The sequence below is a fragment of the Blautia sp. TM10-2 genome (genome assembly GCF_003480845.1).
Lineage (GTDB): Bacteria > Bacillota > Clostridia > Lachnospirales > Lachnospiraceae > Fusicatenibacter > Fusicatenibacter saccharivorans.
Genome location: NZ_QUJZ01000017.1, coordinates 59,505 through 83,898, shown reverse-complemented (window position 1 = coordinate 83,898; position 24,394 = coordinate 59,505). Strand labels below are relative to the sequence as shown.

Sequence of the window (24,394 nt, the reverse complement as noted above, 5' to 3'; positions counted from 1 at the left end):
CGGGGCCTGTTGTTTTCCGCAGAACGGCTCCGTTTTTCTGTTATCTCCAGTATAGATATGTTTGGTTTTTCCGTCAAGTCTGCCTCATTTTTATTAATTAATTTTATTATTTATAAATACTATTTTATAAATTATTCTGGCGGATTTTTTCTCATTTTTTCCGGTTTTTCCTTTTCTTTGTGTTTTCCCGGTTTGCGTCAGAGCTGTTTTATTCAAAATTATTAATAATAATTTCAGCCGTCCTATTTATTTTTTAATTTTTCGGTTCTTGCATACGAAGTGCTGCGCCGCACGATCAGTTTCGGCTCATACTCGACATGATACGTGCTTAAGGGTTCATTGCCGTCCTGGCTTTCCCGAAGAGACTGGATTTTCCGCAGGATGATATCGCACGCATCGCGGCCCTTCAATGGCACATAGTGGTCGATCGTCGTCAGGGAAATCGAGCGGAAGCTGGAATAGACAGTGTTGTCACATCCCACTACGGAAATATCCGCCGGAATGCGCAGTTTGCTCTCGAGCACGGCGTCCATGATCCCGAACGCGATCATATCATTCATGCCGACGATTGCCGTAAGGTTCTTGTCCTCCCGCAGCAGTTCCTTCGTCAGATAATAGCCCATCTTGTACTCAGAATCCATGCTCGGGATCACCTCGTCGAGGTCCTCATCCGCCGATTTGACGATCACGCCGTCGCCGTATCCTGCCTCCTCAAACTCGCGCACAAAGCCCTCCACGCGTTTCAGGCGCTGGCCCTGTTTGGAAGTCAGCGGAGGTGAAACAAACGCCACATGCCGGTGTCCCAGTTCCAGCAGGTGGCGTGCCATCAGCCTGCCGGGTTTTGCATTGTTCAGCTCGACCGCATCAATTTCCAGCAGTTCTTCTCGGTTGTTGATGATGACAAGCGGAATCTCCGCGGCCAGCTCCTCCACTTTTTCCTTGCAGCTTCTGCTCGGATTGCAGGTGTAGATAATGCCGCGCGGGCGCACACTCTTCATCATCCGAAGATAATTCTCTTCGATTTTCAGGTCCCTCTGCGTATTGCAGACAAAGACCCCGTAATTCTTCTCTTTTGCAACTTCTTCGATGCCGTGCAGCAGCATCACATAGTAAGGATTCGTCAGCGTCGGACAGAAGACGACGATCAGCTTGTTGCCGTTCGACTCTCTTCTCATCTTCCGCCGCGGAATCTGGTAGCCCAGCTCTTTTGCCGCCGCCTCCACTTTTTCTACGGTTTCCCGCGAGAACGAAACGTTTTCCCGCCGGTTCAGGATCATGGAGACCGTCGCCTGGGATACGCCTGAGGCTGCTGCGACATCACTGGATGTCACTTTTTTTCTGCCCATAATTACAGCTCCGTTCTGCCCTCTAACGCACGCAGAAGGGTGACTTCGTCAATATTTTCCAGATCGCCGCCCACCGGAACACCGCTTGCAATCCGCGTCACCTTGATGCCGGTCGGCTTGATCAGCTTGCTGATGTACATGGCCGTTGTCTCGCCCTCCAGGCTGGAGTTCGTGGCAACGATAACCTCCGAGACATCGCCCTGGAGGCGCTGCATCAGCTCTTTTAACCGGATGTCGTCCGGCCCAATCCCCAGCATCGGGGAGATGGCCCCGTGCAGGACGTGGTAAACGCCGTCGTATTTTCCGGTTTTTTCATATGCCGCAAGATCCTGCGTCGTCTCCACCACCATGATCACGCTGTGGTCGCGCTTGACATTTGCGCAGATCGGGCACAGCTCTTTGTCGGTCAGGGTCTGGCAGCACTTGCAGTACTGGACGTGGGATTTTGCTTCTGTGATCGAATCGGCCAGCCGTTTTGCCTGGTCGGCTGGCATATTCATAATATGAAAGGCCAGTCGCTGTGCGGTTTTCACACCGATGCCAGGCAGATGGGACAGCTGCTCGATCAACTGATTGATGTATCCGCTGTAGTAATCCATCAGAACGGGAATCCTCCGCCCATGCTGCCGAGTCCGCCGGCAAGTTTGCCCATAGCTTTGGCTGCCTCGTCCTCAACTTTGCGCAGTGCTTCGTTGGTTGCTGCCATGATCAGATCCTCGAGCATTTCTACGTCGTCCGGATCTACGGCATCTTCGCTGATTTTAACTTTGGTTACTTCTTTTTTACCGGAAATGGTTACTTCTACGGCTCCGCCGCCTGCTGTCGCAGTGAACTCTTTCTCCTCCAGTGCTTTCTGGTTCTCTTCCATCTGCTTCTGCATTTTCTGAGCCTGCTTCATCAGATTGTTCATGTTGCCCGGCATTCCTCCCGGGAATCCTCCTCTTTTTGCCATGGGTAATATCCTCCTGAAAAATTTGTTTTTAATTTATTCTTCCCCGTCGTCGAAGTCGCTCTCGTCGTCCTCCTCGACCGGGATTCCATGAATCGCCTGCGTCAGTGCATCATCCACGGAAATCGTGGAGAGCGCGGCGTTTGCATGCTGGTCTGCTAAAATGAGCTGGACCTCTACGGTTTTTCCAGTCATCTGTTCAATAATGGTGCGGATCTCATCGGCTGCCTCCGGCCGCTCAACGTAGATGGATGCGAGCTGGTCTGCAAACTCAACAAACAGTTTGGCGTCGCCCGTCTCGCTGTTGTATTTCGGAACGGCGCTCTGCAGAAACTGGCGGAACATGCCGCTTGTCTGGCCGACAATTGCCTTCCAGGACGCGCTGATGCGCTGTAAATCCGCCGGTGCAGCTTTCACTGGTGCCGGTGCACTCTGCGGTGTTTCTGCCGCCGCATAGCCGTCTCCGGCCGCTCCGGAGCCTCCTGCACTGCCGTTTCCTGTTCCCGGTGCATTTGTCACCATCATCGGGATTCCGCGCTCCATTTTTTCTTCGAGAATCCTAAGCCGTTCCAGCACGGATTCGATGTTCTGCTCCATCTGCGGTTTACAGAGTTTGACGAGCGCCACCTCAACGAGCACGCGCTTCTGCGCCGCATAGCGGAGCTGGCCGGAGAGCTCGGATAAAACGCGGATATAGTGGATCAGCGTCTCATCGTCTACCATCGTGCTCTCTTCTTTTAAGAGCTTCAGGTTTTCTGTAGAGACGTCGAGCAGTTCTTCGGTTTCATCTGCGCTTTTTACCAACAGCAGATTCCGCAGATACCACGTAAAGTCGGTAACGAACTGTCCCAGCTCTTTTCCGCGGTTTAAAAGGGTTTCCAGCGTGCGGATGCTTCCCGTTACATCCCCGGCGAGGATCGTGCGGAGCATCTGGCTGAAGATTTCGGTATCAACAGTTCCGAGAACTTCAAGAACTTTATCGTACGTCAGCTTCTGCCCGAGGTAGAAGGCGATGCACTGGTCCAGGAGGCTTAACGCGTCTCGCATGGAGCCGTCGCCCGCCTTTGCGACGTAGCGGATGGCTTTTTCTTCGACGTCCACGCCCTCTTTTTCCATCAGTTCACCAAGACGCGCCGCGATGGTGTCGATCGTGATGCGGCGGAAATCGTACCGCTGGCATCTGGAAAGGATCGTCACCGGGATTTTGTTTGCCTCTGTGGTCGCCAGAATGAAGATGACATAGGACGGCGGCTCCTCCAGGGTTTTTAAGAGTGCATTGAACGCTCCGGTAGAAAGCATATGCACCTCGTCGATGATATAGACTTTATACCGTCCCTGTGTCGGCCGGTAGGCTACCTCCTCACGGATTTCACGGATGTTGTCGACACCGTTGTTCGATGCCGCATCGATCTCGATGACGTTCGTGGAAACGCCCGCCAGAATCGCCTTACACGTCGGACATTCGTTGCACGGGCTTCCGTCCACGGGATGTTCGCAGTTGACCGAGCGGGCGAGAATCTTGGCGATCGTCGTTTTTCCTGTTCCGCGGGTTCCGCAGAACAGATACGCATGACCGATGCGGTCCGCGCGGATCTGATTTTTTAATGTTGTTACAATGTGATCCTGTCCTTTTACATCCTCAAAGGTGGAAGGACGGAATTTTCGGTACAGAGCAGTATAGCTCATAAAATTTTTCTCCTTTTATTGCATCGGCATGGAAGCCTGCCGCCGGCAGTTTCTTTTGGACAGCAGTGCAACAGAAGAACGGAGACCTTGTTGTTCTTGCTTTAAGGCCTCCGTTCTTTTTCCTTGCCTTTTTCGGGAACGCATCAATCGCCGAAGCTGATTCCCATCCGTTTTGCCTGCAGGACTTCCTGTGCATTCGGATCTACGGTCTTTAATTTTCCGGCGCACTCGCCCAGCGGAATTTTCTTTACTTTTCCGTTGACCATTCCGACCATGTAGCCGTACTGTTTGTCCAGAATAAGCTGTGCTGCCTCGGATCCGAGTCTTGTGGAAAGGACACGGTCATACGGACACGGGCTGCCGCCTCGCTGCATGTGGCCCGGTACGGTGACGCGGATTTCCATGCCTGTCTTTGCCTCGATTTCTTCTGCGATCTTGTAGGATACGGACGGGTATTTCTTTGCGATTTCTTCCTGACGTTTTTTCAGCTCTTTCTTCGGAAGTGCTGCGTCTTCTTTTGCAATTGCACCCTCGGCAACGGCAAGAATGGTGAATCCGCTTCCGCGCTCTTTTCGTCTGTTGATGGCCTCGCATACTTTTTCAATATCGTATGGAATTTCCGGAATCAGGATAACGTCTGCGCCGCTTGCGATTCCGGCGTACAGCGTCAGCCAGCCTACTTTATGACCCATAACCTCTACGATAAAAACTCTCTGGTGAGAGGAGGCTGTTGTATGGATGCAGTCGATCGCATCGGATGCAATATTGACGGCACTGTAGAAACCGAAGGTCATATCCGTTCCGTAGATATCATTATCGATGGTTTTCGGAAGATGGATAATATTCAGTCCTTCCTCTCTCAAGAGGTTTGCTGTTTTCTGGGTTCCGTTTCCGCCAAGAATGACAAGGCAGTCCAGAAGGAGCTTGTGGTAGGTATGCTTCATTGCTTCCACTTTGTCCAGACCGTTTGCATCCGGGGTACGCATCAGCTTAAACGGCTGACGTGAGGTTCCGAGAATAGTTCCTCCCTGTGTTAATATACCGGAAAAATCTTTTGCACTGAGCATGCGGTAATCGCTGTAGATGAGGCCTTTATAGCCGTTCATGAATCCGTATACTTCGAGATCTTTTACATTGTTTGCAAGGCCTTTTACGACTCCGCGCATGGTCGCATTTAATGCCTGGCAGTCTCCGCCGCTTGTTAACAGACCAATTCTTAACATATGACTTTTCCCATCCTGTTCTTTATTAGATTTTCACGACTGCTTCTTGTTTCTTGGCAGTATTATGGAATGTTTACATTATACCCTATTTTTTTCGTTCTCACAATAGTTCGGGGGAAGAAAGCGCGGGAGTTTCTATTTTTTGTACGAAAAAAGGAAGTCTGGGGTTCAGGCTTCCTTGGATTTTCTTTTTTATGCGCGCCGCACTTCGAACTCTCACCACGAACGTTACTCCTACAGCCTACTCGGCCCAGGCACCCTCACGGCACACAGGAGATTCCACTTAGTGCTGCTGCATTCCTGCCCTGACACGGTTCATGGAGTCCTGTTGCGTAAGACCCAGACGTCAACGTCACTTATAGAAGGCAGCTTCGCAATGAAAGAGCCCTCGGATTGGCATCACCCCCGCTGTAGCGGATTGCGGGTACAGGGCACCGCTATCTCCCCGGCTGCGCATTGTTTAGTATACGGGATTTCGGAGGGGATGTCAAGGAATTTGTGAATTGAAATATTGGTATAGCACGAGTATAATTTATAGTAAGGCCAGAAAATAACGCAAAAATTCAGTACCGCAGAGTGTGAACGACTGCTTTTTTCATTATTTTCAAGATTTGCTATCGATAATTTTTTGAAAATGATACATTTTTTTCTTATAGAAGGAGGATGGACGAATGATACGAGTTACGGTCTGGAATGAGTTTCAGCATGAGCGAACGCAGGAGAAAGTGAAAGAGATTTATCCGGACGGGATTCACACCTGTATTGCAAAGTTTCTGAGACAAGAGGAGGAGCTTTCGGTTCGGACAGCTGTGTTTGACGAGAAGGAGCATGGGCTGACGGAAGAAGTGCTGGCAAATACCGATGTGCTGGTGTTCTGGAATCATATGCTGCAGGAGGAGTTCTCGGACGATGTGGCCGAGCGGGTTCGGCGTCATGTGCTGGCCGGAATGGGGCTGGTAGTTCTGCATTCAGGGCATTATTCCAAGATTATGCGGAAGCTTCTCGGAACAAGTATGACGCTTCGGTGGCGGCATGGGGATCGTGAGAGACTGTTCTGTACGTGTCCGACCCATCCGATCGCGCAGGGAATTCCGGCATGGGTGGATATTCCGGAGGAAGAGATGTACGGGGAGTTTTTTGATATTCCCAAACCGGATGATGTGGTATTTACGGGATGGTTTGCAGGCGGTGAGGTGTTCCGCAGCGGATGCACCTTTACACGTGGGCTGGGCAAAATTTTCTATTTTCAGCCGGGACACGAGGAATACCCCATTTACCATATGCCGGTGATTCAGAAGATTATCAAAAACGGGGTGCGCTGGTGCGTTCCTGTAGTACGAAGACCGGCACCACTGGATAATGCATGGGTGAATCCATCTACAGAGGAAGTGTATCTTTCTTCACACGAAAAATAGCAACTGCAGTTTACCGATATCTGTATCCCGTTTGATTTTTTCAAAACAGGGGTCTGATTTCACGATCAAAAATGTTCTGCAATACGCGGATGGAATCTGCGTACACATTGCATAAATCAGGAGGAAATGTTATATGAGAAAGCTTTCCGTTTTTTACGAACACATTCTACAGGCGTGTGAGCAATCCGGTAAGACGATTCCGGAAGTGCTCGCGTTCTGCAGGGATCAGGGAATTTCGGCTGTTGAGATGAACTACAGTCTGTTTGCATCAGAAAAAGAGGTCATTGCCCCGATGCTTTCCGATGCGGGGCTGGTGATCAGCTGTATGCATGAAACCTTTGATTTTTCCCATGATACGGATCTTGGCAGAGCACAGCAGATGCTCGATACTGCGGCATCGCAGCAGGTTTCGCGTGTCCTGTTTGTTGCAGGCGCGCTTGAAACTGCCGAAGCGGCAGAGCTTGCAGCCTGCAGCAGCACCTATGAGGCAACGAGTACTTTTATGGCCGAAAACAAATCGATTCAAAATATGGTACATGCGCTTTCCTCACTCGCCGAATATGCGGCTTTGCGTGGCGTTACGATTACCTTAGAGGACTTTGACGGTTTTTTACAGCCGTTTGCACGCACATATCCGCTGCTCTGGTTTATGGAGCACGTGCCGGGGCTGCGGTATACGCTTGATATCGGAAATTTTGCTTTCAGTGATGAGGATGTTTCGTATGCTGCCTGGCTTCTGAAGGATTATATTGTCCATGTTCACTGTAAGGATCGTGCCGAAAGCCCGCTCGTTCACGGACGTTTCTGCCGCGGCCTTGGCCAGACACCGGCCGGAACGGGATATCTGCCGATGGCAAAGCTTCTTACAGATTTAGAAGCGTGCGATTACGACGGTTATCTCGCCATCGAGCATTTCGATGCGCCGGATCAGTTATCGTTCATCGAACAGTCCGCAGCGTTTCTGCGCCAGTGGGTTTCCGAATAATTCCGCCTCTTTCATAAGCGCTCTGATTTTCGGAAAAATTCGTATTTCCGGGGAGAATTTCAGCAAAAAAATTATGTCGAAAAAATTCTTTACTATCTTTGGTTTTTTCGTATCTTTTCCTTGCTTTCCATGGAAAACATGGTAAACTAAATTTGAAGCTTTTTGAGAAGGCGTGATTCGAAAAGCAAATCTAAAACAAGAGGGTTTTAAAGTAATGGGAGAAATTATTATTCCGCAGGGTTACAAATCTGCATTAAACCTCCACGATACACAGGTGGCGATTAAAACAGTAAAGGATTATTTCCAGCACGAGCTGACACATCGTCTGCATCTGCTCCGTGTAACAGCTCCGCTTTTTGTACAGCCGGAAACCGGCTTGAATGACAATCTGAATGGCGTAGAACACCCGGTTTCTTTTGAGTTAAAGGATCAGGGTACCAAGAAAACCGCTGAAATTGTTCAGTCTCTGGCAAAATGGAAACGGTACGCGCTTCACAAATACGGCTTCTCTGAGGGAGAAGGCATCTACACCGATATGAACGCCATCCGCCAGGACGAGGTGACCGACAACATTCACTCCGTTTACGTGGATCAGTGGGACTGGGAAAAAATCATGTCCCCGGAAGAACGCAATCTTGATTTCTTAAAGAGTACCGTAAAAGATATCTATGAGGCACTGAAAAACACGGAAAAACATATGGCAGACCAGTACGACTACATCGAAACCATTCTGCCGGATGAAATTTTCTTTATCACTTCCCAGGAACTTGAGGATCGCTATCCGGATCTGACTCCAAAGGAAAGAGAGTATACAATCACCAAAGAAAAAGGTGCTGTCTTTATTATGCAGATCGGCGGCGTGCTTGCTTCCGGAGAGCGTCAGGACGGACGTTCCCCGGACTACGACGACTGGTCCTTAAACGGCGATCTGATCGTTTATTATCCAGTGCTTGACATCGCCCTTGAGCTCTCCTCCATGGGTATCCGCGTCAACGCAGATGCTCTCCGCGCCCAGTTAAAGGAGTGCGGATGCCAGTCCCGCGCGAAGCTTCCCTTCCAGAAATCTATTCTGAACGGCACTCTCCCGCAGACAATCGGCGGCGGTATCGGACAGTCCCGTATCTGTATGTTTTTCCTGCGCAAAGCGCACATCGGAGAGGTACAGTGCTCGGTATGGCCGATGGAGACACGAGAGGTGATGGATGTGATGAATATTCAGCTTCTGTAAGAAATTCTCTGTCTTTTCTCAAATTTCTGTTCTTCTTTCAGAAGATCAAAAAGAAGAATTCCCATGCAGTATTTCCGCACAGGAATTCTTCTTTTTTCTTATTTTTTTATCTTACATCCACGTAACCTTCGGCATTCCGCGAAGATCTGCTTTTACATCACAAGAAAATGTTTCCCCCTCATGGGCCTCTATTACTTTTGCATTTTTTAATCCATCTTCTCCAACTGCCTTTTTGCCTAAATGGCCGCCTAAAACAGCTCCCAGTCCGCCGCCAAGAGCAGCTCCAAAGGCTGCATTTGCAACATCACCGGCTCCGATTTTTCCCATAGGCTTTCTTGTAATCGCAATCGTATGGGCACCTGCTTCGATTGGAATTACATACGGTTGTTTTGCAGCTCTCAACTTTTGCGGTTCTTGATCATCTATATACAGACAGAAAAACCCCGGTCGCCTTACGGCGCCGGGGTCTCTTACGTTTGAGCACAAGTATCTTTCGATACAATTATATTTTATTTAGAATAGTCTACCGATAATTAGTCGATCAGAGTAGCAACACGGCCTGATCCAACGGTACGGCCACCCTCACGGATAGCGAAGGTAAGACCCTGATCCATAGCGATCGGGTGGATCAGTTCGATGGTCATCTCTACGTTATCGCCAGGCATGCACATCTCAGTTCCTTCCGGAAGAGTGATAACACCTGTTACGTCAGTTGTACGGAAGTAGAACTGCGGACGATAGTTGTTGAAGAATGGAGTATGACGGCCACCCTCGTCTTTTGTCAGAACGTATACCTGAGCGGTAAATTTGGTATGGCAGTGAACGGTACCTGGTTTAGCCAGAACCTGTCCTCTTTCGATCTCTGTTCTCTGAACACCACGAAGCAGAGCACCGATGTTATCACCAGCCTGAGCCTCATCGAGGAGTTTACGGAACATCTCGATACCAGTTACAACAGTTTTCTTGGTCTCTTCTTTCAGACCTGCGATTTCAACTTCCTCATTCAGATGAAGAACACCAGCCTCAACACGGCCAGTAGCAACAGTACCACGACCAGTGATGGTGAATACGTCCTCTACAGGCATGATGAAGTCTTTATCTGTGTCACGCTGCGGATCCGGGATCCAGCTATCTACTGCATCCATAAGCTCCATGATTTTATCTCCCCATGGGCCAGCCGGATCTTCCAGAGCTTTCAGAGCAGAACCCTGGATGATCGGAGTGTCATCTCCCGGGAAGTCATACTCGTTCAGCAGCTCACGGATCTCCATGTCTACCAGCTCAAGCAGCTCTTCGTCGTCTACCATATCGCATTTGTTCATGAATACAACGATGTAAGGTACACCTACCTGACGGGACAGAAGGATGTGCTCTTTTGTCTGAGCCATAACACCGTCTGTAGCAGCTACTACAAGGATAGCTCCGTCCATCTGTGCAGCACCAGTGATCATGTTCTTTACATAGTCAGCATGGCCTGGGCAGTCAACGTGTGCATAGTGTCTTTTCTCTGTCTGATACTCAACGTGTGCAGTAGAGATTGTGATACCACGCTCTCTCTCTTCCGGAGCTTTATCGATATCTTCGAAGTTCTCAGCAGTGTTTCCTTCTACTCTGGTAGAAAGTACTTTTGTGATAGCTGCGGTCAGAGTTGTTTTACCATGGTCAACGTGGCCGATGGTACCAATGTTACAATGCGGTTTTGTTCTTTCAAATTTAGCTTTAGCCATTTTAAAATGTCCTCCTTAAAATTGCGCCCAGTGGGCTTTTTTGAGACTAAATTGGTGGCAGGAACCCACCTGAATCGTAAACCTGCTAAGTCTGATTATATTGCATTTCCGTCTTATTTGCAAGGGAAATCTCAGAAAAATAATACTTTTAGGCTGTGCAGCCTTTGACAGCTGCACACCCGATTATTTTTCTTACATTATTTTGCTTTTGCAGACAGAACTTTTTCCTGTACGTTTTTCGGAACCTGCTCGTATTTATCAAAGAACATGGAGTAGTTACCACGTCCCTGAGTTTTAGAACGAAGGTCTGTTGCGTAACCGAACATTTCAGCCAGCGGTACGAATCCACGGATCATCTTTCCGCCGCCGATGTCATCCATACCCTCGATACGACCACGACGGGAGTTGATATCACCGATAACATCACCCATGTAATCTTCCGGAGTGGAAACTTCGACTTTCATGATAGGCTCAAGAAGAACCGGAGCACCCTTCTGCATAGCTTCCTTGAATGCCAGAGAACCAGCAATGTGGAATGCCATCTCAGAAGAATCGACCTCATGATAAGATCCGTCGTATACATTTGCATGAACACCGACTACCGGGAAGCCTCCCAGGATACCGGCTTTCATAGCCTCTTCGATACCTTCGCCTACAGCCGGGATATACTCTTTCGGAATAGCTCCACCGACAACGGTAGACTCGAATTTGTAAATCTCTTCGCCGTTTGCATCCATAGGCTCGAATTTAACTTTACAGTGACCATACTGTCCACGTCCACCAGACTGTTTTGCATATTTGCTGTCGATGTCTGCCGGTTTGGTAATGGTCTCTTTGTATGCAACCTGCGGAGCACCTACGTTAGCCTCTACTTTGAACTCACGAAGCAGACGGTCAACGATGATTTCCAGATGCAGCTCACCCATACCAGCGATGATGGTCTGACCAGTTTCCTGATTGGTGTGTGCACGGAAGGTCGGATCCTCCTCAGCCAGTTTTGCAAGGGACTCGCCCAGTTTGCCCTGGCCTGCTTTTGTCTTAGGCTCGATAGCCAGCTCGATAACCGGCTCCGGGAACTCCATAGACTCAAGGATTACCGGATGCTGCTCGTCGCAGATGGTATCACCTGTTGTGGTGAACTTGAATCCGATTGCAGCTGCAATGTCACCGGAGTAAACTTTATCCAGCTCCATACGTTTGTTTGCATGCATCTGAAGGATACGTCCAACACGCTCTTTTTTATCTTTTGTTGCATTCAGTACGTAAGAACCGGAGTTCATGGTTCCTGAATACACACGGAAGTATGCCAGCTTACCAACGAATGGGTCTGTCATAATCTTGAATGCCAGTGCGGAGAACGGCTCGTCATCGGAAGAATGTCTTACGATCGGGTTTCCGTCCAGATCGGTACCCTCGATTGGCGGGATATCGGTCGGAGCCGGCATGTACTCAAGAATAGCGTCCAGGAGTTTCTGAACACCTTTGTTTCTGTATGCAGAACCGCAGCATACCGGTACAGCTGTACACTCGCAGGTAGCTTTACGCAGAACTGCTTTCATCTCGTCTACAGACGGGATATCATCATCCAGATAACGCATCATCAGCTCATCATCCAGCTCGCAGATTTTCTCTACCAGCTCGGTGTGATACAGCTCAGCGTCGTCTTTCATATCTTCCGGGATATCAACGATGGAGATATCATCGCCCTTATCGTCGTTGTAGATGTAAGCTTTCATCTCGAACAGATCGATAATTCCCTTGAATTCATCTTCCTTACCAATTGGAAGCTGAAGGCAGATAGCATTTTTACCAAGTCTGGTCTTGATCTGATCTACAGCGTTGTAGAAGTCAGCACCAAGGATGTCCATCTTGTTGATGAATGCCATACGCGGTACGTTGTAGGTATCAGCCTGACGCCATACGTTCTCAGACTGAGGCTCTACACCACCTTTTGCACAGAACACGCCGACAGCGCCGTCCAGTACACGAAGAGAACGCTCTACCTCTACGGTAAAGTCAACGTGGCCTGGGGTATCAATGATGTTGATACGGTGCTCAAGAGCGCCCGGTTTCGGCTTGCAGTTCTCTTCCAGAGTCCAGTGGCAGGTTGTAGCAGCTGAAGTAATTGTGATACCACGCTCCTGCTCCTGTTCCATCCAGTCCATGGTAGCAGTTCCTTCGTGAGTATCACCAATCTTGTAGTTAACACCGGTATAGTACAGGATACGCTCGGTCAGGGTTGTTTTACCTGCATCGATGTGAGCCATAATACCAATGTTTCTGGTTCTCTCTAATGGATATTCTCTTCCAGCCAACGGATTTTCCTCCTCTTAGAATCTGTAGTGAGCAAATGCCTTGTTAGCCTCTGCCATCTTATGAACTTCTTCTTTCTTCTTCACAGAAGCACCTGTGTTGTTAGATGCATCCAGAATCTCGTTTGCCAGTCTGTCTTCCATGGTACGCTCGCCTCTCTTACGAGAATAAGCGGTCAGCCAACGAAGGCCAAGAGCCTGACGTCTGTCCGGTCTTACCTCGATCGGTACCTGATAAGTAGCACCACCGATACGTCTTGCTTTTACTTCAAGAACCGGCATGATATTGTTCATTGCTTCTTCAAATACTTCGATTGCTGGTTTTCCAGCTTTTTCTTCTACTTTAGCAAATGCGCCGTATACGATTTTCTGGGCAACGCCTCTCTTACCATCCAGCATGATGTTGTTGATCAGCTTGGTTACCACTTTGTTATTGTATAACGGATCTGCTAAAACATCTCTTTTCTGAGTATGTCCTTTACGTGGCACGTTACTTCCCTCCTTAACCATCATTCGATTAAATCATCGGTACTCACACTTATTTGCAGTATGTCCGCGCGTGTAAATTCTCTATAAATCCGCAGCCGTGGGGATTTATGGAATAACGCACAACATTTCGCTTTTTTTGTGATACTAGATATATCTCGAACTCGTTTTACTTAATTATTTCTTTTTCGGTCTCTTAGCACCGTATTTAGAACGGGCCTGTTTTCTGTTAGCAACACCTGCAGTATCAAGTGTACCACGGATGATGTGGTATCTGGTACCTGGCAGGTCCTTAACTCTTCCTCCACGGATCAGAACAACGCTGTGCTCCTGAAGGTTGTGACCTTCTCCTGGGATGTAACTTGTTACTTCGATTCCGTTGGAAAGACGAACTCTGGCGATTTTACGAAGAGCTGAGTTAGGTTTTTTCGGTGTAGCAGTTTTAACAGCTGTGCACACACCTCTCTTCTGAGGAGAAGACATATCTGTGGATTTCTTTCTCAGAGAATTGTAGCTTTTCTGCAGTGCCGGCGCGGTAGATTTCTTTACGGAAGTCTCACGGCCTTTTCTTACTAACTGGTTGAATGTTGGCATTCCATTTCACCTCCTGATAGATTTCTCCGTGTGTCCCACGGGGTTTCATACGGCTGCTTTAGTTCAACATAATTGCTTTGCAGCTTTTGCGCGCACAAAAAACAGTCTTTTACGCACGCTCGTTTATTATAGCGTCTGTCCTTTCAAAAGTCAAGGGGGAAATTCGCAAAAAATCGCGTATTTACGCGGCTTCTGCGGATTTCCCCCATTGATGCATTACTGTGCAAAAGTATTTTTTCTTCCTATTATAATCTCACCAGATTATTTTCTGACATTTTCTGTTTTTCGTTAAAGCGGACGGTTCCTGAAGGCCGGACACGCATCACACCGCTTCGGCTTCTCCTCGCTCTGTGCATTGCCCCAGAGGTCACGCGCTTTCTCTTCGGCACACCCTTTGCACCAGGGAAACATGCGGACATTGCTGATGTAAAAGTTCTCAAAGTTTGTCTCGTCGTTGTTGATGTCAAACTGCTGCTTTCTCGACAGCTCTTCCGTATGTTCTGCAATCCAGGCCTTCTGCCCTTCGGTCGCCGGATACCCCGGTCCGCCGAGGACGTAATCCATATCGGCATGGAGATTTTCCGGTTCGCCTGGTTTGTGGAATCCTACAAATAAAATATAACCGCGACGTAAAAGCTCCTGGATCGGCTCGTCCGTCTGGCCGTCCTGACCTAAAATCGCCCGCGCGGTCTGCGCATGAAAATTTTCTGTTTTGGGATAGAATTTCCCAGTTGGTGCTAAAAATCCATCTGCCATTTTCTTTTCTCCCATGTTCTCATTTGCTGTATGCTTTTCTATACCATAACCGATTTTTTCAAAACAGGCAAGGTTTGTTTTACTGGATTTTTTTTTTTATCTGTGCTATACTCTTTCCCGTGCATTTATGCAATCGGATTTTCCCGTCTTTTTGCGGGTGTCCGGACTGGTTCGTGAACTTCCCAGTATAAAAAACCAAGTATCTCAAAATTTTCATCAAAGGAGATTGGAAAATGAATGCAAGAAAACTGGTCATCGACTGTGATCCGGGCATCGACGATTCTCTCGCCCTGATGCTTGCCGCGGCTTCGAAAGAGCTGGATCTTGTCGGCATCACCACAGTCAGCGGAAATGTACCCGCTTCTATGGGCGCTAAAAATGCCCTCAAAATTCTTTCTATGATTGGAAAACCAGATGTCCCGGTTTATGTCGGCGAGGAGACGCCTCTGGTCCGCGACTACGTGGACGCGATGGACACCCACGGCATGGACGGTCTCGGCGAATCGGGCTGGCCGGATGCCGAAGGCCTTACGCCCAACAAGGACGCTGTTTCTTTCCTGATCGAAACCTTAAAAGCAACCCCTGATGTTACCATTCTTGCCCTCGGACCGATGACGAACCTTGCAAAAGTCATCTCCCGCGCACCGGAGTGCCTGACAAACCTGACGGCTCTTGTCTCCATGGGCGGAAGCTATAAGAGCCATGGAAACTGCTCCCCGGTTGCCGAGTACAATTACTGGTGCGACCCGGATGCCGCAGCCGAAGTATTCCGCGCGTTTTCCGAGCTGCCGCAGCTTGCAGGCAAAAAGCTTCATATGATCGGGTTGGATGTCACACGAAAAATTGTCCTGACGCCGAATCTTGTGGAATATATGAAGTGCGTAAATCCAGGAGTCGGAACCCGCATTGAGGAGCTGACGCGCTTCTACTTTGATTTCCACTGGAAACAGGAAAAGGTCATCGGATGCGTGATCAACGATCCGCTCGCGGCCGCTTATCTTGTGGATCCGTCGCTCTGCAGCGGTTTTGATGCGTATACGCAGGTAGAAACCGGAGGTCTCTGCATCGGACAGACGGTTGTGGATGCCATGAATTTTTATCAGAAAGCACCGAACAGCCACATTCTGACGCAGGTCGATGTGCGCCGTTTCTTCCTGATGTTCTTTGAGCGCGTTCTCGGCGTGCCGCAGGAGGAATCCGCACCGGTTCTCGACCAGATTCTCACCGCACCGCCGGTCTTCCCACATGAGACGATGTTTCAGAAGGGAGGCGAGGCATGATGAATACTAACCGTACGTTAAAACTCACGACACTCGCGCTCTGCGGTGTCATCAATATTCTCGGCGGTACCATTGCTCTGCTGCTGCGTCTTCCGGTTTATCTGGACTCCATCGGAACAGTTCTGGCAGCCGCTCTGTTCGGACCTGCTGCAGGCCTCGTTCCGGGACTGATCTCCGGACTCATTTCCGGCATGACGAGTGATGTCTATGCGTTTTACTATATTCCGGTGCAGCTTGTCATCGGTCTCGTTGCCGGCCTTGTATTCCGCAGACTCCGCCCGTCCCATACGGCAGGATCCCGCAGCGAGAGTCTTTCCCTCCGCTCCATGGGCTGGAAGCTGTTTCCGGCAGCGCTTGTGATCTCACTTCCGGGTACTGTGGTAAGTTCCACAATCACCGCGGTTGTTTTCGGTGGAATTACTTCCTCCGGCTCCACTGTGCTGGTGCAGCTGCTTCACAGCCTCGGTATGAATCTGACTCTCTCTGTCTGCGTTGTACAGGCCATGACAGACTTTGTGGATCGAATGATTGTCCTTGCAGTCGTCCTCGTGATTCTGCCCGCCGTTTCTTCTGCTTTCGGCAGTCTTTCTATGAGAAGCAGAAAATAATCTGTACCAATAGCACAAAGAATCCTGCAAAAAATTCACTTTCTTTTTTGCAGGATTCTCATATTTTGGCATAACAAGAACTCCGGAAAAAAGGGGAGGCTGCATCAGGAGCCATCCCTTTTCCGGAGTTTTTTATTTCTTCTTTAATAAAATCATTCACATGCGCGGATCCATACCTGCATTTCGCCCTCACCTCGGTTGTTCCACATATAATATGGAATCAGCTTCAGTTTCGTCTTTTCCTCTTCCTCTTTCTGATACAGATGATACAGCGGCTGTTTTTCCGCATCGCCCAGCTTCATGCGACGTCCCTCGGCCGTTACGCACACAAAGTGCTCGCCCAGCTCATCGGCTGCTTCTGCGGTTTTTTCACCATTCACACAGAGTTTTGTCAAATGCAGATTCTTTCCGTTGTCTGCTTCTTCCATACAGTAAACAACCGGTCCTCGTTTTACGGCAACACGGCCGGCGTCCTCGCGTACAAGCGGATTGGATGCCAAAAACTGGATTTCCATCGGGAAGTTCAGGCGGATCGTCTCACCCTTCGCCCATACTTTTGTCACATACAGATACCCGTCTTTTTCTTCCAATTCTGCGCCTTTTGGAATCTCTTTTTCATAAGAAGCACACCATCCCGGGATGCGGAATGCAAAGGTGTACGGCTCTTTGGTATCGCTCTCGCAGGTCACGGAAACATGGCCGTCCCACGGGAATTCGGAAGTGATGGATGCTTTTACTTTTTCTCCTTCCACTGTTCCACCCATGTACAAGTGGACAAACAGGGTTGTGTCGTTTTCCGTGTATGCGTAAGATGCAACTGAGCTTACCGTTCTTGCCAGGTTCGGAGGGCAGCAGGCACAGCCGAACCATTTCTGGCGGATCGGTTTTACATGGAATTTCCGCTCATCCTTGTGGCATGCCTCCGGCAGTACCTCCAGCGGATTGACATAGAAGAAGCTCTTTCCGTCGAGCGCCATTCCGGAGAGAACGCCATTGTAGAGGGCTAATTCCATCACATCCGCGTACTCTGCTTTTGCCTGAATCTCCAGCATGCGGCGAGCAAAGAACACAAGACCGATGGATGCACAGGTCTCTGCGTAAGCGGTATCGTTTGGCAGGTCATAGTTGAAAGAGAATGCCTCTCCTATATGAGTGGCACCGATTCCGCCGGTGACGTACATTTTCTGATGCACCATGTTGTTCCAGAGAGTTTCACAGGCTTTCAGCAGGCTCTCATCCTGCGTTGCCCTTGCCACATCCGCCATGCCGGAATAGAGATATACGGCGCGTACGGAGTGCCCCTGCACCTCATCCTGCTGACGCACCGGGCGGTTTGCCTGATTGTAGCTATATCGTTCCTCGCCCTCCGGGCAGGTCAGACCGCGCTCGATATCGTAATAGTATGGTTTTGTTCCGCGTTCATCGATGAAGTATTTTGCAAGATCGAGATACTTCTGCTCGCCGGTCAGATCATAGAGACGCATCAGAGCCATCTCTGCAATTTCGTGACCAGGATAACCTGCTTTTTTCCCCTCGCCGTGACCGAGTTTGCTGGCAATAAAGTCCGCGAAACGCTCTGCTGCTTTTAAGAGACGGTCTTTTCCGGTCGCCTGATAATAGGCTACGGCGCCTTCCGTCAGATGACCGAAGCAGTACAGCTCATGGTTGTCCTTAAGGTTTGTAAAAATCATATCCTGATCGTTGATCAGATAGTAGGTATCGAGGTATCCGTCTTCTCTCTGTGCTGCGCAGACAGCTTCAATTGCTTCATCTGCCGTTTTTTCCAGCTCCGGATCGGGATGCTGTGTCAGGGAGTACGCAACTGCCTCCACCCATTTGGTAAAATCGGTATCCTGGAACAGGAAGCCATAAAATCTTCCGTCCATTTTGCCATCCTTCGGCAGTGTCTCAAAAGTATCCAGAGGGTATTTGATCTGAACAAATTTGTCTCCTTTTGCTTTCCGCTCTTTTTCAACTTCACCGGCGCGGCGGTAGTTCCGCATACAGAAGCTCGGTGCTGCTCCCGGAACATTGTCATTTAAGGCATTCCACTGATACGGAATTACTTCGGTGCGGACAAGCTCCATCTCTTTTTTCCAGAATGCATCAGTAACCTGGACTTTTGCCAGGGATAATGGTTTGCTGAAGTTTTTCTGATCCATTTTTTCGGTCTCCTTTTTCGTTGTCTTCCGCCGCCTCCTGGTTTGAAAAAGATATTTTCCTTGCTTTCAGGGATGGGAAGCGTTACACTTCTTTTGACGGCTGTTTTCCTGTTTTTCTATAGTTTTATTTTAGCAAAACGGACCTCCGTTTAAAATATAAGAATGTTTGAAAAGGTTTGAAAAAGTCATATGATCTCTGTTTTATTTCCAGATGCCGCCTGTTTTACCTACGACCTCTGCGGCAAATTCCAGTCCCCGTCCCCGGAGTGGATGCACCTGACACGGAATCTCGTCAATTTTGAACTGATGGTTGTGACGGAAGGAACGCTTTTTATCGCGGACGAACGCCGCTCTTACGAGGTTCACCCCGGCGAATATCTTCTTTTGCCGCCGACCGTCCATCAGCATGGTTCGAAAAAGGGAAGCTGCTCTTTCTACTGGCTCCATTTTATCCCGGGTATCCCCTCCGCACCGATCGTCGCTCCTTCTGACCCGACCGCCGGATCGGTTCTGGATGAGTTTCATGCTGCACCGCCATCCTCCTACCGCCTTGAGGACCTCGCTCCCGCCCAGCTTCCATCCAACTACCCCGAAACGTTATGCATCCCGCTCCAGAGAACGCTTTCCTCCCCGAACCGCGTCATCATCCTCATGAAGCAGCTCCAGGACACTTCCCTGCGTTTCCACAACACGTTCCTCAACAACAGCCTGACTGCCGCTGTTCTCGGCGAAATCAACTGTCAGAGTCCCTTCTACCGCACCTACACTTCCGAAACGCAGCGGACGCAGATCCTGCAGGACATCATCAGCTACATCCAGTACCACAGCAGCGAGTCCCTCAAAGTCACCGAACTCGCCCGTTATTTCGGCTACAACGACAAATACCTCTCCTCCCTCTTCCACGAGGGCACCGGGATGACGTTAAAACAATTCATCCTGAAATCCAAAATGGACAGCGCTATGGCCGAGCTGACGGACACAAATCACACGGTCTCTCAGATTGCCTATAACGTTGGATTTCAGGATGCGCATAATTTTTCCACGGCTTTCCGAAAACTCACCGGGATGACGCCGGGACAGTACCGGAAGAGTTATGGGAACCGGAAACTTTCTTTTGAATAGGACGGGAGGATACGACCCCCAGGCACCGCGGGGGGCGGACGCTCCGCTGCGCCTGGGGACCCATCTACGTTTTGGCGGACGGAAGTGATTTACTCAATGGATGGATTCACTTATTCTTTAGAAATTTACTGTTTCTTTTAGAAAATAGACATACTTTGCTCACATTTCTTCACTATACTATATCTCAGATAGTTGATGAACCATTCAAAACTATCTCCCCCCTCATTATGAAAGAGCAGCCCGCATATCCGCGGGCTGTTCTTATTTTTTGTCTTTTTGCACCCCACCTAACGTAAATGCCGCCTGCGGTCGGGGAAAACATCCCGACCGCAGGCGGCCTCACAATCTACCGTGGAATCACATTACTCTTCCGCAGCTTCAATTGCTGCAGTCTCGATAATAAATTTCACGCTTCCATCCATTCCATTTGCCTTACCACTGTAAGAAGTATAAGCACATTTATCCGAATTCAGCGCCTGAATCCGATCCAGTACATCTCCCAGATCATCCTCAAAGGTACTCTTCAGCTTGCTGGTACCCTCTTCTTCAAACTTCTTCGTACCGTCAGCCAGTTCTTTCGCCCCATCGGACAGCTCGTCAATACCATCAACAACCCTGCTGCTTCCCGATTTCAGATCAGAAGCTCCGCTTGCCAGAGAAGAAGTTCCATTTGCCAGTGTAGAAGCTCCGCTCGCCAGCGTAGATGCTCCGCTTGCCAGCGTAGATGCTCCGCTGTTCAGTTCAGAAGCTCCGCTTGCCAGGGAAGAAGTTCCATTTGCCAGTGTGGAGGCTCCGCTTGCCAGCTGGGATGCTCCGCCTGCTACCTGAGAAGCACCGCTTCTTAAGCTTCCGCTGTTTGCAGAAAGTTTTGCAGATCCATCGCTTAACTGGCTTCCCAGCTGTCCAAGACCTGCGGTCAGCTGTGTCGTGCCGCCCTGCAGAGTCGTAACACCCTCAACCAGAGCCGGTGCATTTGCTTTCAGCTGGCTTGCGCCGGAAAGCAGCGTATCATTGTAAGCACTCAGCTGAGTAAATCCTGCGTTCAGTGCATTGATGCCTGCTGTTGCTTTTGCAAAACTCTCATTTGTGCTGCTGTACAACTGGCTCACACCTGCGGACAGAGTACCGATGCCCTTGTACAGAGCGCTTCCGCCTGCATCAAGCTGTGCCACACCTGCGGTCAGTTTCTGCATTGCACCAAGATTCTGCTCAACAACTGCTTTATTATCGGTGATGGTCTGCATCTGTTTCTGCATGGTCTCAAGCTGCGGCATCAGAGCTGCAACCGTCTTCTGCAGATCGCTGTACTGGCTCTTGATGTCGCTCATCTTCTGCTGCATTGCTGCAAGACCGGAGAGATCCGGGCGCTCGATTTCGAAGTTCAGTTCCGGAAGAGTAATCTGCGGAGCTGTAACCGGAGTAACCGAAACGGTTCCTGCTGAAGCGGAAACGCTGACACTTCCGATCTGGTTTCTTGCTTTACTTAAGGAATCGGCAAGTTCTGTATTTCCAGCGCTCTTAGCTGCGGAAATCTGTGCATCCAGTGTAGCTGCTGCTGCAGAGAGCTGATCATTTGCCTGTTTTGCTGCATCGGCGGATGCCTGGCTTGCTGCTGTATCAGCTGCGCTCTGTGCTGCTGCTGTTGCTTCCTGGTTCAGCTGTGCTGCTGCTCCGTCTGCCCATGCCTGAACCTGTGCTGCCATCTGGGTTCCCATCTGCGTTGCCTGATTCGTGATCTGTGCCTCCAGACCGCTTAAGTAGCTCTCAAGTCCTTTGGACAACGTATCCATCTGGCTCATCAGCTCGTTGCCGTTTGTCATCATGCTGTTGACAGATCCTGCGATTGTGGTGTTCAGAACCTCGGAGAGTGCCTCGGTCTCGGAGATCAGGGTAGAACCGGTGCTGGTCATACCGTCTACCATCGTCAGAAGGCTCTGTACATCGGTGCTCTGCAGCTGCTCGTTCAAACTGGTCAGTCCTTCGGAGAGTTGTTTTGCTCCTGCTAAAATATCATTCTCATCTTTTCCGTCGAGTGCTGCGTTCAGTGTTGCGATTGCACTGTTTACCTCGGTCAGGCGGTCTGCCAGAGGCTGAAGCTTCTCAGCGCCTGCTGCAAGCTGTTTCTCGCCTGCTACATAAGAAGCAACGCCGTCGGACAGCTGTGTTGTTCCGTCAGTGTACTGTTTTACGCCTGCAACGACTTTATTCACACCGTTTACATACTCGGTTACGCTTCCAGTCAGCACACCGTTCTTTCCAAGATACGTCTGGATTGCTTTATTCAGGGTATCAGCGCCCTCGGTGTAGGAGTTTACGCCGCTTGCCAGGGAAGAAGCTCCGCTGCTTAAGGTGGATGCTCCGTTGGACAGGGTAGCTGCTCCGCTGTTTAAGGTAGAAGCTCCGCTGTTCAGAGTAGAAGTTCCGTTTGCCAGAGTCGATGCTCCGCTTGCCAGTGTGCCGGCTCCGCTTGCCAGTGTGCCGGCTCCGCTGTTCAGCTCGTCAGCGCCGTCTTTTAACGTTCCGATACCGTCATCCAGCTCTTTGTAGCTGTCTTTTAAAGTATCCACACCATCGGAGAGTGCCTTGGAACCGTCAACCAGTTCCATTGCAGCATCCTCAAGATCACTCAGTGCATCCTTCAGGTCATCGTATCCGGTGATGTTGTCGATATCGATGGTGTCGAGAACATCGTCAAGTGCAACGGTGAAGGTAGAATCCAGAGAGAAGTTCTCCACATCTGCAGTGATCTCCAGGCTTTCCGGCAGTTCGAAATCGCTGTCACCGGATACCAGATCTTCAAGGGAATCGGAATTTAATCCCAGGCTTTCCTGCAGGCCCGGCATACCAAATCCGATTACGATGTTTCTGCTTCCATCGGAAATGACTTTACCATTGTCGATCTTGACATTGGAGAAAGTATCCTGCGGAAGAATCATTCCGGTCATCAGGACGAATGGGGTGTACATCGTCTCTTTCTTGCCATTGATGTCAACCGTTGTCTTTGTGTTGTTTGTATAGTCAACTTTGATTTTCAGTTTTCCGCTCTTTCCGGCCAGGTCATCCGGTTTGATTTCCTTGCCGTCCAGATAATAGGTGAACTTCACGGAAACCGGAGGCTCTTTTGTGGTTGTTCCCTGATAATAGATATCCTCGCCGTCTGTCTGCCAGGTCAGCTTGTTTCCGCTCTGGGTGAACTCCTCGTCGCCCTTTACGTTTTTGATGTCCTTCAGTTCACTCTCATCTTTCAGGTTCTTTTCCGTTCCTGCGTTCTTCAGCCAGTTGGATACGGTGATCTGATCTTCCGATCCGTCTGCATTTGCATTTACATATACGGTTTCTTCTTTGGAAACCGCTGCGTCCTCTCCTGTCGCTGCATAAACCGGAGCAGCTCCCATAACAGCAGCCATACCAACAGCAAGACCAGACATCATCTGTTTTCTCAGTTTTCTGTTTCTATTCATTGTGATAAACTTCCTTTCTGTGGTTTTTATAATGGTTTTTTATGATGAAATCCAGGATCATAAGAGAAGTAAAACCCGCTCGGAGTAAGATACTGCGGGATACTGTTTCCCTCAGATCGAGGATGTTTTTCCTATGCCTTTCAATCATCTAATGTTATAACGCAAAAATGACTCTTAGTCAACATTAAATACTGCACAAAATTGACGATCGGTCATTTTTTTCTTCGTGCATAGTCACAAAAATGAGAAAATTAGTCATTTTCCCTTTGACAGTTTCCATGTATGATACCTATAATTATAGGCAAGATAGTAACACACGTTTTTGATATCTTTCAGGAAAGGAGACTCTCTGTGGGAAAAATTGATAATAACAAACAAATGAAGCGTGAGTCCCTTCTGGACTCTGCTTTCTCACTTTTTATCAACAACGGCTTCAGTAAAACATCCATTTCGGATATCGTGAATAACGCCGGCGTTGCAAAAGGTACCTTCTATCTTTATTTCAAAGATAAGTACGATATTCGGAATCATCTGATTGCACATAAGGCGAGTCAGGTATTTCAGGCCGCCTACTCAGATCTGCTGCGCCACCCGGATATCCATGATTTTGAAGAGCAGGTGCTTTTTATCACCGACAATATCCTCGACCAGTTTGCCGCCAACCACAGCCTCGTGACGCTTATTTCCAAGCATCTGAGCTGGGGATTCTTCAAAAATTCTCTTACCTTTGCTCCGTTTGCCGACACGCCGGCCATCTACACTATCTATGAATCTCTGCTCTCTCATGCAGCATATACGTATCGCTCACCGGAGCTGATGTTCTATATGATTCTGGAGCTTGTAAGCGGTACAAGCTACAATGCTATCCTGTACCAGCAGCCGGTTCCGCTTGAAGAACTAAAGCCGGAGCTCTACGCTGCCATTCGGGGCATTTTCAAGCAGTTCCGAATCCGGAAGAAACGGAAAACCACGGAAAATGCAGGCGCGAATCCCGACTCACTGCTCTCGTAAACAAGAAAGAATCCTGCTTTGCAGGATTCTCCGCCTGCGGCGG

General features: G+C 49.3%; 20 protein-coding genes, 1 other RNA gene and 1 riboswitch. Of the genes, 7 read left to right on the top strand and 14 right to left on the bottom strand.

Going from position 1 to position 24,394, the window contains the following annotated elements; genetic code table 11:
* Nucleotides 1–242: 242 nt before the first annotated feature.
* From DXD92_RS16155 to ffs, 6 genes are all read right to left on the bottom strand, one after another.
* Nucleotides 243–1,346 (bottom strand): LacI family DNA-binding transcriptional regulator, encoded by a 1,104-nt coding sequence (locus DXD92_RS16155; RefSeq protein ID WP_022463271.1) that lies wholly within the window; start codon nt 1,344–1,346, stop codon nt 243–245.
* A gap of 2 nt (nt 1,347–1,348) precedes the next feature.
* Nucleotides 1,349–1,945, bottom strand: a complete 597-nt coding sequence (gene recR / locus DXD92_RS16150) for a recombination mediator RecR (protein WP_022463270.1) — start codon at nt 1,943–1,945, stop codon at nt 1,349–1,351.
* Nucleotides 1,945–2,298, bottom strand: a complete 354-nt coding sequence (locus DXD92_RS16145) for a YbaB/EbfC family nucleoid-associated protein (RefSeq protein WP_022463269.1) — start codon at nt 2,296–2,298, stop codon at nt 1,945–1,947. Before DXD92_RS16145 ends, recR begins: the two co-directional genes overlap by 1 nt.
* A 33-nt stretch (nt 2,299–2,331) precedes the next feature.
* The gene (gene dnaX, locus DXD92_RS16140) at nt 2,332–3,981 is read right to left on the bottom strand and encodes a DNA polymerase III subunit gamma/tau (protein WP_118641038.1); all 1,650 of its coding nucleotides are present in this window, start codon (nt 3,979–3,981) and stop codon (nt 2,332–2,334) included.
* 143 nt (nt 3,982–4,124) lie between these two features.
* On the bottom strand, nt 4,125–5,204 hold the full coding sequence (locus DXD92_RS16135; RefSeq protein WP_022463267.1) for a 6-phosphofructokinase: 1,080 nt from the start codon (nt 5,202–5,204) through the stop codon (nt 4,125–4,127).
* Between the two features lie 194 nt (nt 5,205–5,398).
* Nucleotides 5,399–5,661, bottom strand: an RNA gene (gene ffs / locus DXD92_RS16130) — signal recognition particle sRNA large type.
* Between the two features lie 214 nt (nt 5,662–5,875).
* On the opposite strand from ffs, the gene DXD92_RS16125 reads away from it, so the two are divergent.
* From DXD92_RS16125 to asnA, 3 genes are all read left to right on the top strand, one after another.
* A complete protein-coding gene (locus DXD92_RS16125; protein WP_118641036.1) occupies nt 5,876–6,619 on the top strand; it encodes a ThuA domain-containing protein in 744 nt (247 codons plus the stop codon).
* A gap of 133 nt (nt 6,620–6,752) precedes the next feature.
* Nucleotides 6,753–7,604: a sugar phosphate isomerase/epimerase family protein gene (locus DXD92_RS16120; protein WP_117805070.1), complete on the top strand. Its 852-nt coding sequence runs from the start codon at nt 6,753–6,755 to the stop codon at nt 7,602–7,604.
* A gap of 214 nt (nt 7,605–7,818) precedes the next feature.
* Complete coding sequence (asnA, locus tag DXD92_RS16115; protein WP_022463264.1) at nt 7,819–8,832, top strand: aspartate--ammonia ligase; 1,014 nt, start codon at nt 7,819–7,821, stop codon at nt 8,830–8,832.
* A gap of 111 nt (nt 8,833–8,943) precedes the next feature.
* Here the strand turns inward: asnA and DXD92_RS16110 are convergent, their stop codons facing one another.
* The 6 genes from DXD92_RS16110 to DXD92_RS16085 all read right to left on the bottom strand — a co-directional run bounded on the left by DXD92_RS16110 (nt 8,944) and on the right by DXD92_RS16085 (nt 14,707).
* A complete protein-coding gene (locus DXD92_RS16110) occupies nt 8,944–9,234 on the bottom strand; it encodes a hypothetical protein (protein ID WP_147397741.1) in 291 nt (96 codons plus the stop codon).
* A gap of 131 nt (nt 9,235–9,365) precedes the next feature.
* Entirely contained in the window at nt 9,366–10,559 is a 1,194-nt protein-coding gene (gene tuf, locus DXD92_RS16105) for an elongation factor Tu (RefSeq protein WP_022463261.1), read from the bottom strand.
* 197 nt (nt 10,560–10,756) lie between these two features.
* Entirely contained in the window at nt 10,757–12,874 is a 2,118-nt protein-coding gene (gene fusA / locus DXD92_RS16100) for an elongation factor G (protein ID WP_055219269.1), read from the bottom strand.
* Nucleotides 12,875–12,889: 15 nt separating this feature from the next.
* Complete coding sequence (gene rpsG / locus DXD92_RS16095; RefSeq protein WP_022463259.1) at nt 12,890–13,360, bottom strand: 30S ribosomal protein S7; 471 nt, start codon at nt 13,358–13,360, stop codon at nt 12,890–12,892.
* Between the two features lie 174 nt (nt 13,361–13,534).
* Nucleotides 13,535–13,951: a 30S ribosomal protein S12 gene (gene rpsL / locus DXD92_RS16090; RefSeq protein ID WP_022463258.1), complete on the bottom strand. Its 417-nt coding sequence runs from the start codon at nt 13,949–13,951 to the stop codon at nt 13,535–13,537.
* A 288-nt stretch (nt 13,952–14,239) separates the two neighbouring features.
* Nucleotides 14,240–14,707, bottom strand: a complete 468-nt coding sequence (locus DXD92_RS16085; RefSeq protein ID WP_118601390.1) for a hypothetical protein — start codon at nt 14,705–14,707, stop codon at nt 14,240–14,242.
* 160 nt (nt 14,708–14,867) lie between these two features.
* Nucleotides 14,868–14,912: riboswitch (PreQ1 riboswitch) on the top strand.
* Between the two features lie 28 nt (nt 14,913–14,940).
* Between DXD92_RS16085 and DXD92_RS16080 the strand changes: the two genes are divergently transcribed.
* Together DXD92_RS16080 and DXD92_RS16075 are read left to right on the top strand one after the other, a co-directional pair.
* On the top strand, nt 14,941–15,987 hold the full coding sequence (locus tag DXD92_RS16080) for a nucleoside hydrolase (RefSeq protein WP_118641030.1): 1,047 nt from the start codon (nt 14,941–14,943) through the stop codon (nt 15,985–15,987).
* Nucleotides 15,984–16,595, top strand: a complete 612-nt coding sequence (locus DXD92_RS16075; protein ID WP_022463255.1) for an ECF transporter S component — start codon at nt 15,984–15,986, stop codon at nt 16,593–16,595. Before DXD92_RS16080 ends, DXD92_RS16075 begins: the two co-directional genes overlap by 4 nt.
* 152 nt (nt 16,596–16,747) lie before the next feature.
* Here DXD92_RS16075 and DXD92_RS16070 read toward each other — a convergent pair whose 3' ends face one another.
* On the bottom strand, nt 16,748–18,757 hold the full coding sequence (locus DXD92_RS16070; RefSeq protein WP_118641028.1) for a glycoside hydrolase family 127 protein: 2,010 nt from the start codon (nt 18,755–18,757) through the stop codon (nt 16,748–16,750).
* Nucleotides 18,758–18,946: 189 nt separating this feature from the next.
* Between DXD92_RS16070 and DXD92_RS16065 the strand changes: the two genes are divergently transcribed.
* Nucleotides 18,947–19,879 carry an AraC family transcriptional regulator gene (locus DXD92_RS16065; protein ID WP_117509907.1) on the top strand — a complete coding sequence of 311 codons (933 nt, stop codon included), beginning with the start codon at nt 18,947–18,949 and terminating at the stop codon, nt 19,877–19,879.
* 362 nt (nt 19,880–20,241) lie between these two features.
* On the opposite strand, the gene DXD92_RS16060 is transcribed toward DXD92_RS16065, so the two are convergent.
* Nucleotides 20,242–23,340, bottom strand: a complete 3,099-nt coding sequence (locus tag DXD92_RS16060) for a hypothetical protein (protein ID WP_118641026.1) — start codon at nt 23,338–23,340, stop codon at nt 20,242–20,244.
* Nucleotides 23,341–23,691: 351 nt separating this feature from the next.
* On the opposite strand from DXD92_RS16060, the gene DXD92_RS16055 reads away from it, so the two are divergent.
* On the top strand, nt 23,692–24,351 hold the full coding sequence (locus DXD92_RS16055; protein ID WP_118595266.1) for a TetR/AcrR family transcriptional regulator: 660 nt from the start codon (nt 23,692–23,694) through the stop codon (nt 24,349–24,351).
* Nucleotides 24,352–24,394: the final 43 nt, after the last annotated feature.

Bases quoted from the DNA above. Each gene is read 5' to 3' on its own strand.
- DXD92_RS16155 (WP_022463271.1), bottom strand. From the start codon at position 1,346: ATGGGCAGAAAAAAAGTGACATCCAGTGATGTCGCAGCAGCCTCAGGC.
- recR (WP_022463270.1), bottom strand. From the start codon at position 1,945: ATGGATTACTACAGCGGATACATCAATCAGTTGATCGAGCAGCTGTCC.
- DXD92_RS16145 (WP_022463269.1), bottom strand. From the start codon at position 2,298: ATGGCAAAAAGAGGAGGATTCCCGGGAGGAATGCCGGGCAACATGAAC.
- dnaX (WP_118641038.1), bottom strand. From the start codon at position 3,981: ATGAGCTATACTGCTCTGTACCGAAAATTCCGTCCTTCCACCTTTGAG.
- DXD92_RS16135 (WP_022463267.1), bottom strand. From the start codon at position 5,204: ATGTTAAGAATTGGTCTGTTAACAAGCGGCGGAGACTGCCAGGCATTA.
- DXD92_RS16125 (WP_118641036.1), top strand. From the start codon at position 5,876: ATGATACGAGTTACGGTCTGGAATGAGTTTCAGCATGAGCGAACGCAG.
- DXD92_RS16120 (WP_117805070.1), top strand. From the start codon at position 6,753: ATGAGAAAGCTTTCCGTTTTTTACGAACACATTCTACAGGCGTGTGAG.
- asnA (WP_022463264.1), top strand. From the start codon at position 7,819: ATGGGAGAAATTATTATTCCGCAGGGTTACAAATCTGCATTAAACCTC.
- tuf (WP_022463261.1), bottom strand. From the start codon at position 10,559: ATGGCTAAAGCTAAATTTGAAAGAACAAAACCGCATTGTAACATTGGT.
- rpsL (WP_022463258.1), bottom strand. From the start codon at position 13,951: ATGCCAACATTCAACCAGTTAGTAAGAAAAGGCCGTGAGACTTCCGTA.
- DXD92_RS16085 (WP_118601390.1), bottom strand. From the start codon at position 14,707: ATGGCAGATGGATTTTTAGCACCAACTGGGAAATTCTATCCCAAAACA.
- DXD92_RS16080 (WP_118641030.1), top strand. From the start codon at position 14,941: ATGAATGCAAGAAAACTGGTCATCGACTGTGATCCGGGCATCGACGAT.
- DXD92_RS16075 (WP_022463255.1), top strand. From the start codon at position 15,984: ATGATGAATACTAACCGTACGTTAAAACTCACGACACTCGCGCTCTGC.
- DXD92_RS16070 (WP_118641028.1), bottom strand. From the start codon at position 18,757: ATGGATCAGAAAAACTTCAGCAAACCATTATCCCTGGCAAAAGTCCAG.
- DXD92_RS16065 (WP_117509907.1), top strand. From the start codon at position 18,947: ATGATCTCTGTTTTATTTCCAGATGCCGCCTGTTTTACCTACGACCTC.
- DXD92_RS16060 (WP_118641026.1), bottom strand. From the start codon at position 23,340: ATGAATAGAAACAGAAAACTGAGAAAACAGATGATGTCTGGTCTTGCT.